Source organism: Rhizobium sp. AN80A (assembly GCF_030053015.1).
GTDB lineage: Bacteria > Pseudomonadota > Alphaproteobacteria > Rhizobiales > Rhizobiaceae > Rhizobium > Rhizobium metallidurans.
The window spans coordinates 3,627,548-3,644,870 of sequence record NZ_JASJPX010000003.1 but is presented as its reverse complement, the minus strand read 5'-3'; the positions used below and the strand labels follow the sequence as shown (position 1 = coordinate 3,644,870).

Here is a 17,323-nt window from a genome sequence, read left to right as displayed (position 1 = left end):
ACCACACGCAAAGTTTTTTGACAGTTTTATAACATGTTGATTTGGCTTAAGGAATTTCATGGGGTGCGTCGCGGAGCCATTTCGAGCCCGCTCCGCGACATCCCGAATATCGGGTCAATCCACCGCCCGGCATCGCCCACGAGCCATTATCCGCAACCAAGACGCCCGATTTTCGGAACCGAACCCCGCTCCCATGTGTTTCTGGACGTGTTTCTATCGTCAGCAACAAAGGAGACAGCCCGATGGCTTCCAATACAGATGATGTGAGATCCGCCGTTAGCAAGGACATCAGCGCCCTGCAGCAGGAGGTCGCCCGTCTGCAGAAGATGATCTCGGCCCAGGGCGCGGAGGCCTATTACGAAGTGCGCGACCGCGCCGGCAAGGCCTACGAAGAAGTCGCACCCCGCGCCAAGACCGCCGTTGCCCAGATCAAGGCCGAAAGCGTGGCGCGGCCGACGCCGCGCGCGAGCATCCCGCCGCAACCACCACGGCGCTGGCACTCGCCGGCGCGCTCGGCTTTCTCGCCGGCTATCTGCTGAGCGGCGCCGCCCAGGCTGCGCCGCAGCGTCAGCAGTGGTGGCGGTAGCATTCGTTAAAATTAGATTTATCTAATTTGTTTACGGGCCGGACGATCCGAAGTATCATCCGGCCCGTACTACTTTGGTCTTAGAAAAACCCATTTTTCGGGCCAGTAATGGAGACTATAAAGAACGAGGGAGGACTGCTGATGATTGCCAAGGGATCGAACTGCATCGTCGAAGTCACCGTGGACGGAGCGCAGGGCCGCCTGGCGGTCGGTATCATGAACATGCGACAGGCTCTCGAACTTCCTGAAATGCCCAGCGCATCCTATACCCATCCGGACCCCGCCAAGGCGGCTGCCGGCGTCACCATGAACCGCGAGCAGCTTGCGGGTTTCATGGCGCGTCACTGAGGAGCGGTCGCCACCGCGATCCGTTCATGTCATATAGATGCGGCCAAGATATATGAATGCGGCAAAGACAGGCGGCGCCCATGGCGCCGCCTCTTCTTTTCACCGTCCGCCAGCGCCCCTCCCCTTCATCTTATCCCCGCGTTTTGCGACCCCGCGTCTGGCATCCCTTGATCGTTCATGCCAGAAACGCCGTTGACCGAGCAGGAGAGGAACGGGCGATTGAGAGAGCGGCGCGCACCGCAAAGGCAGAACGGCCGTACGAAACCGGGCGCCGCCGAGAGCAAGCGGGTGACCCTGCCCCGCGCATTGTCCAAGCTCGGCTACTGCTCCCGAACCCAGGCTGAAAAGCTAATCGCCGACGGACGCGTGACCGTCAACGGCCGTACGGTGCTGGACAGCGCCGCCTGGATCGACCTCTCGTCCGCAACGATCGCGGTCGATGGCAGCGATGTCGCCGCCGAGCCGATGACCTATCTGATGCTCAACAAGCCGCGCGGGCTGGTGACCACACGCCACGATCCGGAAGGTCGCCCGACGGTGTTCGATTGCCTGAAGGATGTCGACACCCCGCATCTGTCGCCCGTCGGCAGGCTGGACAAGGCAAGCGAGGGCCTGCTTCTCTTCACTAATGACACGGTTTTCGCCCAGGCGCTGCTCGATCCGGTCACCCATGTCACCAAGACCTATCACGTGCAGGTCGATCGCGTCATGGAGCCCGACATGCTGGCCGAGATGGCCTATGGCGTTCGCCACGACGGCGAACTCCTGAAGGCGACAGCGGCCACGCTCTTGAGACAAGGCGAGCGCAATTCCTGGATAGAAGTCGAGCTGGATGAGGGCCGCAACCGCCAGATCCGCCGCATGCTGGAGGCGCTCGGCACCGAATGCCTGCGGCTGGTGCGCGTGGCGATCGGCGATCTGAAGCTCGGCGATCTGCCGAAAGGCGCGGTGCGGGCGCTGACGGAGGCCGAGCTCAAGGCGCTGCGCCGCCGCGCCGGCATGGAAACCACCAAACGGACCAGATGACATCATGACAGACAGCGCCGCCCTCGCCCCGCACGATTTCTGGCAGGAGCTGCACGCGCCGGGCACCTTCGCGGTCGGCGACGACTTCACATCCTTCTATGTCGCGACGCTGCCCGATGGTCGCCAGCTCAGGCTGCCGCTCCGCCCGCTTGCCGATGGCGACCATGCGCTCGCCTCGCTCATCATCAACCAGGCGAGCTTCGAGGTGGTGGACGCGCTGGCAGCGCAGCTCGCGGACAGGCTGAGAGCCCTCGATATCGAGGTCGTCGCCGGACTGCCGACGCTCGGGCTGACGCTCGCCTCAGCCGTGGCGCAAAAACTCGGGCACACCAGATATGTGCCGCTCGGCACCTCGAGAAAATTCTGGTACCGCGACGAGCTCTCCGTCCCGCTGTCGTCGATCACGACCCCCAACCAGCAGAAGCGCCTCTATATCGACCCGCGCATGCTGCCTTTGCTCGAAAACCGGCGCGTCGCGCTGATCGACGATGTGATTTCAAGCGGCACCTCGATCGTCTCGGGCCTCGAGCTGCTGTCGGCCTGTTCGATCGAACCCCTGGCGATCGGCGCCGCCATGCTGCAATCCGAGCGCTGGCGCGCCGCGCTTGACGAAGCCGGGCCGCGATGGCTGGAGCGCACCTTCGCCGTCTTCGCGACCCCGATGCTAGACCGCACCGAACGCGGCACATGGCGCGCGCCGAGGATCTGAGCCACAGCGACCATGATGAAGCGCGCTTTACGACCGGCCCTCTATACAGCGCGTCGCGAACCGCTACATTCCCCCATAAGCGTATCAATCCGGAAGACCTGATGACCCCAGAACAAGCATGGCTGCTGATCCTTTTGATCGCGATGCTGGTTCTGTTCCTGATCGACCGTTTCAGGGTCGAGGTCGTCGCGATAGCGGGACTGCTTGCCGGCTATGCGCTCGGGCTCTATCCAACGGAAGCAGTCTTTTCGGGTTTCGCCAGCCCCGTCGTCATCACCGTCGTCGAGATCCTGCTGGTGGTCCAGGTGCTTGCCCGCACCCGCTTCTTCGACAGGGTATCGACGGCACTTGCCGGCCGCGGCATGCGCGGCACCGGCGTCATCGCCATCCTGTCCGGCGTGACCGGCTTCATCTCCATCTTCATGAACAATATCGGCGCCTTCTCCATTTCGCTGCCGGTGGCGTTGCGCATCAGCTCCGTGACCGCCATCCCCAAGCGGCAGCTGATCATGCCGATCTCGTTCGCCGCCCTTTTCGGCGGCCTCGTATCGCTGATCGGCACGCCCGCCAACCTGCTCGTCAGCAACGCGCTTGTGGCGGCGACCGGCCAGGGCTTTCGCCTGTTCGATTTCGCCTATGTCGGCCTGCCGGTCGCCATCACCGGCATCCTCATGACATCGATGCTGGCGCCGCTTCTCTTCCCCAGGGATGGCGATGACGACAAGGCGGCGCCCGAAACGCCGCGACGCCGCATGGTGGCCGAACGGCGCGTACCGGCCGGCTCGCCCCTCATCGGGCAGAACCTCGCCGACCTTCCCGCCCGCTTCGCGCTCAAGCCGCATGCGCTGCTGCGCAATGGCGCCTTCGTCTTCGGCTCCGCCGATCGCGCAATCGTCGAGGCCGGCGATCTGCTGCTGGCCGAAGCCGACGACGCGGTCCTTGCCGATTTCGCCGCATCCGGCGCGCTGCAGACCGATCACTGGCAGGCCGGTCATTGGCAGGCCGAGGCAAGCCGCGTCGAAGCCGTCGTCATGCCGGAGAGCACGCTGGTCGGCTCGCGCCTGCGTTCGCTCGAGGTCTTTTCCACCAGAAATATCGCGATCAGCGCGCTATCCATGCGTTCTCCCCGCATCGAGGGACGCTTCGAGGATCTGCAGCTGTCGATCGGCGACGTCCTCGTTCTCGAGGGCGACCGCGCCGCGATCGCCGAGGCGCTCGAGGAATGCGAATGTCTGCCGCTCGCCTCCCCGCCCGTCCCGCCGTCCGTCTCGCTGAGCTGGCAACCCTTCGCGATCTTTGCCTGCGGCATCGCCGCGACGACGGTGTTGCGGCCCGATATCGCGCTCGCCGGCGTCGTCCTCGTGCTGGCGCTGTTGAACTACCTCAACATTCGCCAGGCGATGGCCGACCTGAACTGGCCCGTCATCATCATGCTCGCCGCGATGATCCCGATCGGCTCGGCCGTCGGCACGTCGGGGACCGCCGAGGTCATCGCATCGGCGCTCGGCACGATCCTTCCCGTGTCGCAACCGCTGGCGGGCATCGCCGTGGTGCTGTTTCTCGCCATCGCGCTGACGCCGTTCATCAACAACGCCACGGTCGCCATCATTCTCAGCCCCATCGCCATCGAATTCGCGGCAGCCGGTGAGCACCAGCCGCAAGCCTATCTGCTGGCCGTCGCCCTCGGTGCCTCGCTCGATTTCCTCACGCCCTTCGGCCATCACAACAACACGCTCGCCATGGGCATCGGCAGCTATCGCTTTTCCGATTTCATCCGCGCCGGCCTGCCGGTCACCGTGCTGAGCTACTTTTTGAGCCTGCTGCTTCTATATGTCTTCTGGGTTTGAGCCCCGCTTGCTTGACATCGCCGGCAATGGAACTAGAGCAGGGACAACCCCGATGAACTGATCCCGTTAACCGACAAGGACGGTCAAGCCCGTGCGTATCCTCTCAGAAGCCCATTTCCCGGAACTGCCGAATTACTACCGCGGCAAGGTACGCGAAAATTACGACCTTCCCGATGGCAGCCGCATCATCATCAGCACCGACAGGCTGAGCGCGTTTGACCGGATCCTGACCTGCATCCCCTACAAGGGCCAGGTCCTCACCCAGACGGCGCGCTACTGGTTCGAGGCGACCAAGGATATCTGCCCCAACCACGTCATCGCCTATCCCGATCCGAACGTCGTCGTCGGCAAGCGCCTCGACATCCTGCCGGTCGAGGTCGTCGTGCGCGGCTATCTGGCCGGAACCACCGGCACCTCGATCCTCACGCTCTACAAGAAGGGCGAGCGCGAGATGTACGGCATGCGCCTGCCGGACGGAATGCGCGACAATCAGAAGCTTCCCGAGCCGGTCATCACGCCGACAAGCAAGGAATTCGACGGCGGCCATGACGAGCCCCTGACACCCGCGCAGATCGTCGACAATGGGCTGCTGACGCAGGCGCAGTGGGATACGCTGTCGAGATACGCGCTCGCGCTCTTTGCCCGCGGCCGGAAATGGCGGCCCAGCGCGGCCTCATCCTCGTCGACACCAAGTACGAGTTCGGCACCGACGAAAACGGCACCATCATTCTCGCCGACGAGATCCATACCCCCGACAGCAGCCGCTACTGGCTGGCCGACAGCTACCAGGCGAGCTTCGAGGCCGGCACGCGCCCGGCAAGCTTCGACAAGGATTTCGTGCGCGCCTGGGTGGCCGAACGCTGCGACCCCTACAAGGACGAGATCCCCGAGATCCCGACCGATCTCATCGAGCAGACCTCGGCCGTCTATATAAAGGCCTATGAGGCGATCACCGCGCAGGCGTTCGTGCCCGACGACGGCGGCGCGACCCCAGTGGAGCGCGTGCGCCGGAACCTGTCACGCTACTTCCCGTAAGCACTCGATCGCATGGAGGCCTGCGGCCATGGCTTGCAGGCCCTTTCAATGTCGCGTTAGGTTCTGAAAAACAGCGATGCCGGACGCAACCGGCTGGAGAACTCATGGCACGAAGGCCAAGGCGCAAGGCCGAAGAGACCCGCGAAGATATCCTGTCGATGGCCGAGCAGCTGTTTCGCCAGCGCGGCTTCGTCGCCGTCTCCATCGCCGACATCGCCGCCTCGCTCGGCATGTCGCCGGCCAACGTCTTCAAGCATTTTCATTCCAAGACCGCGCTGGTCGACGCGATTGCCGAGCGGCACCTGAGCGATGTCGCCGACCGCTTCGTCGCCGAAGACCTGCCGCCGCGCGAACAGTTGCTCCGCTTCGTGCTCAGGCTCCTCGACAGCCATCTCGAGGATATCCAGAAAAACCCCTACATCTTCGAAATGGTCCTCGTCAGCATCGACGCCAAGATCGAGGCCGGACGGCGATATCGCGAAAAGGTGATCCAGAAGCTGGAGGCCATCATTCGCGAGGGTGTCGCGGAAGGCCGCTATCACTGCGCGGACCCGGCGCGAGCCGCGATTACCGTCTCCGACGTGCTTGCGGGCGTGCTGCACCCGGTTCTCATCGTCAAGGACGACAAGGAGACCCTTGTCGAGAGAGCAAGGCAGATCGTCGATTTCGCCGATACCGCACTGCAAAATAGCGCTTGCTAAGTGACGATTCATAACTTACGTCACTTTCTAAAGGCTTTGTTAATTCGGATCAGAGGCATTTGACTCCGGATCGTTTGTCGTGTGGCATCCCCGGCAGGCTTCGATCCGCGAGCCCGCGCATAGGGAATTGAACATGATACGTCGCTTTCTCCTCGTTTCCTCCGCTCTCGCGATCGGCGGCGTGCTCGCCGCCTGCAGCGACAGCGGCAAGACACCCGCCGCTGGCGGCGCCGGCGCTGCCGGGGCGCAGCAGCAGGCGGCTGCCGTCGGCGTGATCACGCTGAAGAAGGGCGACTTCCCGATCACCACCATCCTTCCCGGCCGTGCCGAGGCCTTCCAGACCGCCGACATCCGCCCGCAGGTCAGCGGCATCATCCGCGAGATCACCTTCCGCGAAGGCGGAGAGGTGAAGAAGGGCGACGTCCTCTACCAGATCGAGGACGCCCCCTATTTGGCGCGGTCGCCCAGGCGCGCGCCACCATCGCCAAGGCCGAAGCCAGCGTGCCGAGCGCGCAGAGCAACTTCGACCGCTATCAGCGTCTGGTCGGCTCCGGCGCCACGCAGATCGAATTCGAAACCGCCAAGACCAACCTCCTGCAGGCGCAGGCCGAGGTCAGATCGGCGAAGGCGGCCCTTGCCGCGGCCGAGATCGACCTCAACCACACCAAGATCGTCGCTCCCTTCGACGGCATCATCGACCAGACGGCCTACAATGTCGGCAACGTCGTGGCCGCGAACCAGACCACGGCGCTGACCACCGTCCGCCAGATCGACCCGGCCTATATCCTGCTGACGGGATCGAGCACCAACCTGCTGCGTCTGCGCAGCGCCATCGCCGCTGGCGAGATCAAGGGCACAGGCGGCAACGACGCGTTCCGGCTGATCCTCGAAAACGGCAAGGAATACGGTGAGAGGGGGACGCTCGACATGTCGAAGTCCGTCGTCAGCGAGACGACAGGCACCTTCACCATCCGCGTCCGCTTCCCCAACCCCGACCGCATCATCCTGCCCGGCATGTATGTCCGCGCGACGCTGGAACTCGGCTCGGAAAGCGGTTTCGCCCTTCCCCAGCTCGCGACCAGCCGCAACGCCAATGGCGAGCTGTCGGCGCAGTTCGTGTCCGCTGATGGCAAGGTCGAAAACCGCACCTTCGAAAATGCATCGCCCTCCAACAACGCATGGCTGGTGACCGAAGGCATCAAGGATGGCGATCAGCTGATCGTCTCCGGCCTGCAGTCGATCACCGCCGGCATGCCGGTCAAGCCGACCGAGATGAAGATCAATGACAAGGGTATCGTCGTGCCCGTGGCGCCTCCCGCCGCCGGCGACGCGCAGCAGCCCGCCGCGAAGTAACGCGTCGATCATTGATCCGAGCCGTACAGGAATTAGCCAATGGCCAAGTTTTTCATCCGACGCCCGATCTTTGCGTGGGTCATAGCGATCTCGATCATGCTTGCGGGCGTGCTGGCGATCTTCACGCTGTCCATCTCGCAGTACCCTGATATCGCGCCGACCACGGTGCGCATCAACGCCACCTATCCCGGCGCCAGCGCCGAAACGGTGGAGAAATCGGTGACGACGATCATCGAGGACGGCATGACCGGCCTCGACGACCTCACCTACATGACCTCGACCTCGTCGACCGGTTCGGCCAGCATCTCGCTGACCTTCGGCACGACGGCCGATCCCGACATCGCCCAGGTGCAGGTGCAGAACAAGCTGCAGCTGGTGCAATCGAAGCTGCCGGGCGACGTCATCGACGCCGGCATCAGCGTCACCCGGTCGACCTCGAGTATCCTGCTCGTCGGCGCCCTGGTATCCACCGACGGCAAGCGCAATTCCGTCGATCTCGGCAACATCCTGTCGAACTCGATCGAAAAGCAGGTACAGCGTCTGGAAGGCGTCGGCAGCGTCAATATCTTTGGCTCCGGCTACGCCATGCGCGTCTGGCTCGACCCCTACAAGCTGGTCAAGTATCAGCTGACGACGGGCGACGTGACCTCGGCGATCGAGGCGCAGAACACCCAGGTATCCGTGGGTTCGCTCGGCGCACAGCCCTCCGTCGACGGCCAGCAGATCAACGTCACCATCACCGCGCAGAGCCAGCTGACCACCGTTTCCGACTTCGAGCACATCATCCTGAAGGTCGAAAAGGACGGATCGACGGTGCGCCTCAGCGACGTCGCACGCATCGAGATCGGCCAGGAAAGCTACGGCGGCTCCTCCCGCTACAATGCCCAGCCATCGAGCGGCTTCGCCGTCAACCTCGCGATCGGCGCCAACGCCATCGACACCGCCGGCCGTGTCCGCGCCGCGCTGGACACGATCTCCACGGGCCTGCCCGAGGGCGTGGAAATCACCTACCCGTATGACACGACGCCGTTCGTGCAGCTGTCGATCGAAAAGGTCGTGCGCACGCTGGTCGAAGCGATCGTGCTCGTCTTCGTCGTTCTTCTCGTCTTTTTGCAGAATTTCAGGGCGACGCTCATTCCGACCATCGCGGTCCCCGTGGTGCTTTTGGGAACCTTCGGCATCCTTGCCGCGACAGGGTATTCGATCAACACCTTGACCATGTTCGCCATGGTGCTCGCCATCGGCCTGCTCGTCGACGACGCCATCGTCGTGGTCGAGAACGTCGAGCGCATCATGACCGAGGAGAAGCTGTCGCCGATGGAGGCCACCGAGAAATCGATGGGCGAGATCACCGGCGCCATCGTCGGCATCGCGCTTGTTCTGACGGCGGTCTTCATTCCGATGGCCTTCTTCGGCGGCTCGACCGGCATCATCTACCGCCAGTTCTCGATCACCATCGTTTCGGCGATGCTGCTCTCGGCGCTCGTCGCCATCGTGCTCACCCCGGCGCTCTGCGCCACGATGCTGAAGCCGGTGCATGACCAGAAGAAGAACCGTGCCGGCGAGTGGTTCAACCGCAACTTCACCCGCTCCACCAACGGCTATGTCCGCTCCATCGGCTACCTCTTGAAGCGGCCGTGGCGCGTCATGATCGTCTTCGTGCTGATCGGTGTCGGCTGCGCCTATTTCTTCAACCGCCTGCCCACCTCCTTCCTGCCGCAGGAAGACCAGGGCGTGCTTCTGACGATCGTCACCACGCCTCCGGGCTCGACGACGCAGCAGACCCAGGCCGTCGTCGAAAAGGTCGAGAAATACTATCGTGAAAACGAAAAGGACGCCGTGCAGTCCGTCTTCGGTGCCCTCGGCTTCGGCTTCAACGGCTCCGGCCAGAACAGCGCGATCGTCTTCACCAAGCTCAAGGACTTCGCGGAACGCACGGACGTCAACCTGCATGCCCAGTCGGTCGCCACGCGTGCGCTCGGCGCCTTCTCGCAGATCCGCGAAGCCCAGGTCTTCGCACTGCTGCCGCCGGCCATCCAGGGTCTCGGCGTATCCAGCGGTTTCTCCATGTATCTGGTCGATACCGGCGGCAACGGCACCGAAGCGCTCGACGCTGCTTCCAAGCGCCTGATCGGCATGGCCAATACCAGTGGCAAGGTCGTGGCGTTGCGCAGCAACAACAAGGAAGTCGAGCCGCAGATGAAGATCGTCATCGACCAGGAGAAGATCGGCGCCATGGGTGTCGACATCTCGGCGGTCAATGCGATGCTGTCGGTCATCTTCACCGGGCGCGACGTCAACGACTTCACGCTGAACGGCGAGATCAAGCCGGTCTACGTCCAGGGCGATGCGGCCTTCCGCATGCAGCCCAACGACCTCGACCGCTGGTATGCCCGCAACACCAATGGCGAGATGGTGCCCTTCTCCGCCTTCACAAGCACCGAATGGGTCAAGGGCGCTCCGACGCTCGCCCGCTTCAACGCGGTGAGCGCCATCCCGCTCGACGGCGCGTCCGCGCCGGGCGTCAGCTCCGGTGACGCCATGAACGCGATGGAAGAGATGACCGCGCAGCTCGGCGGCGGCTACACCGTCGCCTGGCAGGGCATCTCCTATCAGGAGCGCCTGTCGGGCTCGCAGGCCCCGCTGCTCTATGCGATCTCTATTCTCGTCGTCTTCCTGTGCCTCGCGGCACTCTACGAAAGCTGGTCGATCCCGTTCTCGGTCATCATGGCCGTTCCGGTCGGCGTGCTCGGCGCGCTGGTGGCGGCAACGCTCTTCGGCCAGGCAAACGACGTCTACTTCAAGGTCGGGTTATTGACGACGATCGGGCTCGCGGCGAAGAACGCCATCCTGATCGTCGAATTCGCCAAGGATCGAATGGAAGCCGGACTGGGGATCATCGAGGCGACGCTCGAGGCCGCGAGGCTGCGTCTGCGCCCGATCATCATGACCTCGCTGGCCTTCATCCTCGGCGTCGTACCGCTGGCCATTGCAACCGGCGCGGGTTCCGCCGCGCAGAATGCTATCGGCATCGGCGTGCTCGGCGGCATGCTGTTCGCCACCGCGCTCGGCATTTTCTTCGTGCCTTCATTCTTTGTGGTTATCCGCCGCGTCTTCTCGCGACGTCAAAAAAATGAGGTATGAGTGTGACATATCTGCACTGTGATAAAGTGAGACTCATTGGTACATTGCCGCGGACTGCTTCGGGATGGTGTTTCTCGTTTGAGCGAAGCGCGGCCGATGGTGAAGCATGATCGCTTCTGACATGAATGAATTTTTTGGTCGAGTTACAGGAAGATAGTTAATGGCGTCTTTTCGTTTTGCCGCTCCGGCATTTTTGCTATTGCTCACGGGCTGTGTGAGTGGCCCGGACCATGTTCCCCCGGAGATGCCTCTTCCGGCGAAGTTCAATGAGGGCGCGGCCAAGCCCGATGGCGACGTCTCGACGGTTGCCTGGTGGACCGCCTATCGCGACACGCGACTGAACGCCCTGGTCACCGAGGGCCTGAGCGAGAACCTGTCGATCCAGCAGTCGCTGGAGCGCATCAATGCCGCCGCCGCCGGCGTCACCGTCGCCGGTGCGGGCTCGCTGCCGAGCCTTGTGGTCGGTGCATCGAACACCACGAGCGGCGACCTCGGCTCGCTGGCCACCACCAAGGCCGCCACCAACACGACCGGCGCCAACGCCAACGTCTCCTGGCTGCTCGACCTGTTCGGCCAGTATCGCCGTTCCAAGGAAAGCGCCCAGGCCTCGCTCGACGCCGCCTACTCGACCGCCGACGTCGCCAAGCTCACCTATCTCCAGGATCTGGTGAACTCCTACATCAACGCCCGTTACTATCAGGAGCGCATCGCGCTCTCGAGAGCCAACCTGAAGTCGCGCCAGGAAACCTACGACCTGACCAAGTTCCAGCTCGATGCCGGCGCCGCCTCGCGTCTCGACGTCGTGCAGGCGGAAGGTCTGGTGCAGTCGACCCAGGCTGAAATCCCGGGCCTGGAAACCAGCTTCCGCATCGCCGCCCACCGCATCGCCACCCTGCTCGGCAAGCCGGCCGGCTCGATGGTCGCGGACCTGCAGCGCGCCGGTCCCCAGCCGGTCTTCCGCGCCGGCATCGTCTCCGGCGTTCCCGCCGACCTGATCCGCAACCGTCCCGACATCCGCGTCGCCGAGCGCAATCTCGCCGCCGCCACCGCCAATATCGGCGTTGCCATGTCGCAGCTCTATCCGTCGATCTCGCTCTCCGGCTCGATCTCGCCGAGCTATATACGCCCTGTCGGCGCCAATGGTGGCCTGACCAGCTGGTCGTTCGGCCCGACGCTGACGCTCCCGATCTTCGACGGCGGCCGCCTGCGCGCCAATGTCGACATAGCCAAGTCCGACGCCAAGACCCAGTACCTCGCCTGGAAGCAGACGGTCCTGCAGGCGGTCGAGGAAGTGGAAAACGCGCTGTCGGCGGTTCGCCGCGACGCCCAGACGGTGGCCGCGCTGCGTGCCCAGGTCAAGACGACCCAGGAAACGCTCGACCTGTCGACCGCCAGCTACAAGGACGGCGCCTCCTCGCTGCTCGACGTTCTCGACGCCCAGCGTCAGGTGTCGCTGGCCCAGGCAAGCCTGGCCGCCGCCGTCCAGCAGATGGCCATCGACTACGTCTCGCTCAACGTCGCCATCGGCGGCGGCTACAACCCGGGCGGAGCAACCGCCCCCAAGCCGGTCGCCGCCAAGGCAAGCACCGCGAAGGCGGGCTGAGACCACCGCAATCACACAAAGCCCCGGTTCGCCGGGGCTTTTTTGTTTCCGCGATGCGCGTGATTGCGGAAAATCACAAAGCGGCGCAAGATTGGATTCGACAACACCGCTGTCGTCATGTACGCATTGGTTAAACGATTAATCCAATCCGTCGAATATCATGCCCACAGCCCGACCGGGACCCAATCTGAGCAGGATCGCAACGTCGCTTGGCGTCTCCGTCGCGACCGTGTCGAACGCGCTCTCGGGCAAGGGTCGCGTATCCGAACAGCTCGCCGAGCGTATCAGGGAACACGCCGCCGAACTTGGATACGTCCCCAGCCAGGCGGCGCGCGCGCTGCGCACCGGCCGCAGCGGCGTGATCGGCCTGGTACTGCCCGATATCGCCAATCCTCTCTTCCCGAAACTGGCGCAGGCCATCGAATTCGCCGCGACGTCGGCCGGCTACGGCGTCCTCATCGCCGACTCGCGCGGCAACATCACCGCGCAGACCGAGGCCATCAACCGGCTGGTCGAGCGCGGCGTCGAGGGCCTTGTCATCGTCCCGCGCCGCGCCACCCGCATCTCCGCCGCCAGCTGTCCGGTCGCCGTCATCGACACTGCCTCGACGCCGGGAAACACGGTGGCCGCCGATCACTGGCAGGGCGGCCGCGACATCGCCGACCACCTGGCCGAACTCGGCCACAAGCGCATCCTCGTCATCGGCAACAACCCGGAATCCAACGTCCAGAACGACCGCGTCGGCGGCATCCGCTCCGGATTGCGACCCGACATGCACTCCTCCACGCTGTGGATCGAGCGCCTGGAGCGTGAGCACGGCACCGGCTGCACGCTCGGCCTCGCCGAGAAGGTCCGCGAAGGCTACACCGCCTTCGCCGCGCTGTCCGACCTTCAGGCGCTCAGGGCGCTCACCGAACTGCAACGCGACGGCATCGTTGTTCCCGACATGGCAAGCGTCACCGGTTTCGACGACCTGATTTTCTCCCCTGTCATCACCCCTGGCCTGACGACGGTGGCGATGGACATGGCGACGATCGCCGATATCGCCATCTCCTCGCTGCTGAAAACCATTCAGACGAGCGGCAGCCGCGAAGGCATGCTGGTCGGTGCCGACACCGACCGGGTGCCCATGCAGCTCATCATTCGCCAGTCGTCGGGGCCCATCGCCCCGGGTAACGGCGACCCCACCAAAGTCGACCCGGCCAAACGAGCCTCTCAAACGGAGACCTCCTGATATGAAGCATGCCCTCATCGCCTCGGCGGCCCTTCTTGCCCTGACGCCGGTCGCAGCCAGCGCTCAGGAAAAGACGCTCACGATCTCCGTCTATGCCTTCGCGCAGGATGATTTCAAGTCGATCGTCTACGCCCCCTTCGAAGCCAAGTGCGGCTGCAAGCTGGTGGTCGAAACCGGCAACAGCGTCGAGCGCCTGGCGAAGATGGAAGCCAACAAGGCCAACCCCGTCGTCGACATGGCCGTCGTATCGATGGCCGATGCGCTGTCGGCCACCCGCAAGGACCTGATCGACAAGATCGACACGTCGAAGCTCACCAATTTCGACAAGCTCTACGATCTCGCCAAGGATCCGAACGGCGACGGCATGAGCGTCGGATACACCTTCTACGCCACGTCTATCGCCTACCGCTCCGACAAGATGAAGATCGAGAGCTGGGCCGACCTCCTGAAGCCCAAATATGTCGGCCACGTCGCCTTCCCTAATGTCACCACCAACCAGGGCCCGCCGGCGCTCTACATGCTTGGCCTGGCACTCGGCCAGGACAACCCCGACCTGAAGGCGCCGATCGCGGCCGTCGGCGAAAAGAAGGACGACATCGTCACCTTCTACGAGAAGTCTTCGCAGCTGGTACAGCTGATGCAGCAGGAAGAAATCTGGGCCGCCCCGATCGGCCGCTTCTCCTGGGCGGGCTTCACCAAGCTCGACGTGCCCGTTGCCTGGGCGACCCCCAAGGAAGGCCAGACCGGCGGCATGAACGTCATGGTCATGACCAAGGGCTCGAAGAACCAGGACCTCGCGCTGCAGTTCATGGATTTCTGGCTCTCCACCGAGACCCAGACCAAGCTCGCCGAAAAGCTGGTCGACAGCCCGGCCAACAGTCAAGTGAAGGTTTCCGACGAGGCCGCCAACAACCTCACCTACGGCGAGGACACGGTCAGGAACCTCAAGCTCATCCCGTCCGCCGCCGCCCTCGACAACCGCGCCGGCTGGCTGAAGGAATGGAACGACACGGTCGGCCAGTAACGGCCAGCCACCATCAGGACGGCTCCGGCACCATCCGGAGCCGCGTCATGCGATTGCTCTGAAAGACGCCTCATGTTTCAAAACCGCACGGAAGCCCTGGCGCTTGCCCTGCCCGCGGCCCTGTTCGCCGCGCTGGTCTTCCTGCTGCCCGTCGTCATCCTTCTCTCCGAAGGCTTCCGCATCGACGGCAGCTGGACGCTCAGCGCCTATACCGGCTTCTTCTCGCAATCGCTGAACCGCACGGTCTTCCTGCGCACCTTGAAGCTCGGCCTCGAAGTGACCGCCGTCTCCGCCGTCATCGGCTACGCGGCGGCATTCGCCATCGTCAACCTGCCGCCCAAGGGCAAGGGCCGGATGATCGGCCTCGTCACCCTCCCCCTGATGATCTCGCCTGTTGCCCGCACCTATGCCTGGATCGTCATCCTCGGCCGCACGGGCATCGTCAACCAGGCAATCCAGGGCCTCGGCCTCAGCGATACGCCGCTGCGCCTGCTCTTCACCGAGACGGCCGTCTTCATCGGCCTGCTGCAGCTCTTCCTGCCGCTGATGATCCTGTCCCTGATCAGCGCGCTCGAAAACATGCCGAAGGACGCCATTCCCGCCGCCCGCGTGCTCGGCGCCAACTGGTTCCAGGTGTTCTGGAAGGTGATCCTCCCTCTGACCCGCGAAGGCCTCGTCGTCGGCGGCACGCTCGTCTTCACGGGCTCGCTCACCGCCTATATCACCCCCGCCGTGCTCGGCGGCTCCAAGGTGCTGATGCTGGAGACGCTGCTCTACCAGCAGGTCTCCGTCGCCAACGACTTCGTCGCCGCCAGCGTCATCGCCTTCATGCTGATCGTCATGAGCTTCGCCGCCAACATCCTGTTGAAGCGCCTGGCCACCGCCAGAAACGCGAGCGGGAGGAACAAGCGATGACATCCCGCATCCTCTCGCCGCTGGTGCTCGGCCTGTTGCTGATCTTCCTGATCGGCCCCTTCTTCATCATCATCGCCGCCTCGCTGTCTGCCGGCGATACACTGGCCTTCCCGCCGCAGGGCCTGTCGCTGCGCTGGGTCTTCAAGGTCTTCACCATCGACAGCTTCCGCGACAGTTTCGCCATGTCGATGCTGCTTGCCGTCGGCGGCACGCTGGCGGCCCTCGTCCTCGGCATCCCCGCCGCCTACGCGCTGTCGCGCTACAAGCTGCCGGGCGCCGAAACCATCCGCACCATCGTCTCGCTGCCGATCATCGTGCCGGGGATCATCGTCGGCCTGGCACTGCTGCGCTATCTGGTCGTGCCCTTCGGCTTCAACATCACGCTGGCGCTGTTCTTCGCGCACACCGCACTCGTGCTGCCCTATGCCGTGCGCGTCGTCTCCGCCAGCCTCAACAACCTGCGCTCCGATATCGAGGAAGCGGCGGTCCTGCTCGGCTCGTCGCGATCAGGCGCCTTCTTCCGCGTGGTGATGCCGAACATCCGCGGCGGCATCCTCGCCGCCTTCATCCTCGGCTTCGTCACCAGCTTCAACCAGGTGCCTGTCTCGCTCTTCCTCTCAGGTCCCGGCGTCCGCACCCTGCCGATCGACATGCTGGGCTACATGGAAACCACCTACGACCCGTCGATCGCCGCCCTTTCGGCGCTGCTCGCCTTCCTGTCCATCGGCATCGTCTTCCTTGCCGAACGCTTCCTGGGGTTCTCTCGCTATGTCTGACACCTATCTGCAACTCGACAAGCTCACGCTTGCCTACGGCGATACGGTCGCGGTGAAGGATCTAGATCTCTCGATCAAAAAGGGCGAGCTCGTCGCCCTCCTTGGCCCCTCCGGCTGCGGCAAGACCACGACGATGCGCTCCATCGCCGGCCTGCTCAACCCGGCCTCCGGCCGCATCACGCTGGATGGCGCCGACATCACCCGCGTCTCGGCCAACAAGCGCAATGTCGGCCTGGTCTTCCAGTCCTACGCGCTGTTTCCGCATCTGACCGTCTACGAAAACGTCGCCTTCGGCCTGCGCCTCAAGGGCATCAACGGCCAGGATCTCGATGCAAGAGTAACCGCAGGTATCAAGTCCGTCGGCCTCGCCAGTTTCGCCGCCCGCAAGCCCGGCGAACTTTCCGGCGGCCAGCAGCAGCGCGTGGCGCTTGCCCGTTCCATGGTGATGGAGCCGAAGGTGCTGCTTCTCGACGAGCCGCTCTCCAATCTCGACGCTCGCCTGCGCCTGGAAATGCGCGCCGAGCTGCAGCGCGTCCAGAAGGAGACCGGCGTCACGATGATCTTCGTCACCCACGACCAGATCGAGGCGCTGGCGCTCGCCGACCGGATCGTGGTGATGCTGAACGGCGGCATCGAGCAGATCGGCACGCCGGAGGAAATCTACAACAAGCCCGTCTCGGCCTTCGTCGCCGATTTCGTCGGCTTCGAAAACGTCTTTGCGCTGGAAAACGGCAAGCTCGCGACATCCAACTCACTCGTCGAGCTTTCCGCTCCAGTGCCACAGGCCGCCAAAGGCCTGGCCTGGCGTCCGCGCATGGTGATCCTTGGTTCAGGTCCTTTCCAGGGCACCGTGCGCGGCACCTCGTTTGCCGGCAACGTCAGAGAATATCTGCTCGACACGCCGCTCGGCCCCATCAAGGCCGAGGTCGATGCCGGCGAGCCGAGCCACTCCATCGGCTCCACGCTTTCTTTCGATCTGCCGCTCGCGGCCGCTGCCCCACTCTCTCGCTACAGGTAATATC

12 protein-coding genes and 3 pseudogenes are annotated in these 17,323 nt (G+C 63.9%); all 15 read left to right on the top strand.

Annotated elements, in window-relative coordinates:
* Nucleotides 1-242: 242 nt before the first annotated feature.
* The 15 genes and pseudogenes from P3R82_RS29530 (at nucleotide 243) to P3R82_RS29460 (ending at nucleotide 17,319) form a co-directional block, all read left to right on the top strand.
* Nucleotides 243-586: pseudogene (locus P3R82_RS29530) on the top strand (hypothetical protein).
* Nucleotides 587-727: 141 nt separating this feature from the next.
* Nucleotides 728-934: a hypothetical protein gene (locus P3R82_RS29525; RefSeq protein ID WP_183902722.1), complete on the top strand. Its 207-nt coding sequence runs from the start codon at nucleotides 728-730 to the stop codon at nucleotides 932-934.
* A 219-nt stretch (nucleotides 935-1,153) separates the two neighbouring features.
* A complete protein-coding gene (locus P3R82_RS29520; RefSeq protein ID WP_183902723.1) occupies nucleotides 1,154-1,960 on the top strand; it encodes a pseudouridine synthase in 807 nt (268 codons plus the stop codon).
* Between the two features lie 4 nt (nucleotides 1,961-1,964).
* Nucleotides 1,965-2,669 carry a phosphoribosyltransferase gene (locus P3R82_RS29515; RefSeq protein ID WP_283196323.1) on the top strand — a complete coding sequence of 235 codons (705 nt, stop codon included), beginning with the start codon at nucleotides 1,965-1,967 and terminating at the stop codon, nucleotides 2,667-2,669.
* Between the two features lie 101 nt (nucleotides 2,670-2,770).
* Nucleotides 2,771-4,516, top strand: coding sequence for an SLC13 family permease (locus P3R82_RS29510; RefSeq protein WP_283196322.1), 1,746 nt, complete (start codon nucleotides 2,771-2,773; stop codon nucleotides 4,514-4,516).
* Nucleotides 4,517-4,607: 91 nt separating this feature from the next.
* Nucleotides 4,608-5,551 (top strand): annotated as a pseudogene (locus tag P3R82_RS29505) (phosphoribosylaminoimidazolesuccinocarboxamide synthase).
* A gap of 104 nt (nucleotides 5,552-5,655) precedes the next feature.
* Entirely contained in the window at nucleotides 5,656-6,252 is a 597-nt protein-coding gene (locus P3R82_RS29500) for a TetR family transcriptional regulator (protein WP_283196321.1), read from the top strand.
* 133 nt (nucleotides 6,253-6,385) lie between these two features.
* A pseudogene (locus tag P3R82_RS29495) lies at nucleotides 6,386-7,605 on the top strand (efflux RND transporter periplasmic adaptor subunit).
* 39 nt (nucleotides 7,606-7,644) lie between these two features.
* Nucleotides 7,645-10,749, top strand: a complete 3,105-nt coding sequence (locus tag P3R82_RS29490; protein WP_183902729.1) for an efflux RND transporter permease subunit — start codon at nucleotides 7,645-7,647, stop codon at nucleotides 10,747-10,749.
* A gap of 160 nt (nucleotides 10,750-10,909) precedes the next feature.
* The gene (locus P3R82_RS29485; RefSeq protein ID WP_283196320.1) at nucleotides 10,910-12,352 is read left to right on the top strand and encodes an efflux transporter outer membrane subunit; all 1,443 of its coding nucleotides are present in this window, start codon (nucleotides 10,910-10,912) and stop codon (nucleotides 12,350-12,352) included.
* Between the two features lie 160 nt (nucleotides 12,353-12,512).
* Nucleotides 12,513-13,586 carry a LacI family DNA-binding transcriptional regulator gene (locus P3R82_RS29480; protein ID WP_283196319.1) on the top strand — a complete coding sequence of 358 codons (1,074 nt, stop codon included), beginning with the start codon at nucleotides 12,513-12,515 and terminating at the stop codon, nucleotides 13,584-13,586.
* 1 nt (nucleotide 13,587) lies between these two features.
* Nucleotides 13,588-14,610, top strand: a complete 1,023-nt coding sequence (locus tag P3R82_RS29475; protein WP_283196318.1) for an ABC transporter substrate-binding protein — start codon at nucleotides 13,588-13,590, stop codon at nucleotides 14,608-14,610.
* Nucleotides 14,611-14,682: 72 nt separating this feature from the next.
* Entirely contained in the window at nucleotides 14,683-15,525 is an 843-nt protein-coding gene (locus P3R82_RS29470) for an ABC transporter permease (RefSeq protein WP_283196317.1), read from the top strand.
* A complete protein-coding gene (locus P3R82_RS29465; RefSeq protein WP_018902538.1) occupies nucleotides 15,522-16,301 on the top strand; it encodes an ABC transporter permease in 780 nt (259 codons plus the stop codon). The genes P3R82_RS29470 and P3R82_RS29465 overlap by 4 nt, the downstream gene beginning before the upstream one ends.
* Nucleotides 16,294-17,319, top strand: coding sequence for an ABC transporter ATP-binding protein (locus P3R82_RS29460; protein WP_283196316.1), 1,026 nt, complete (start codon nucleotides 16,294-16,296; stop codon nucleotides 17,317-17,319). Before P3R82_RS29465 ends, P3R82_RS29460 begins: the two co-directional genes overlap by 8 nt.
* The last annotated feature ends 4 nt before the right edge of the window (nucleotides 17,320-17,323 follow it).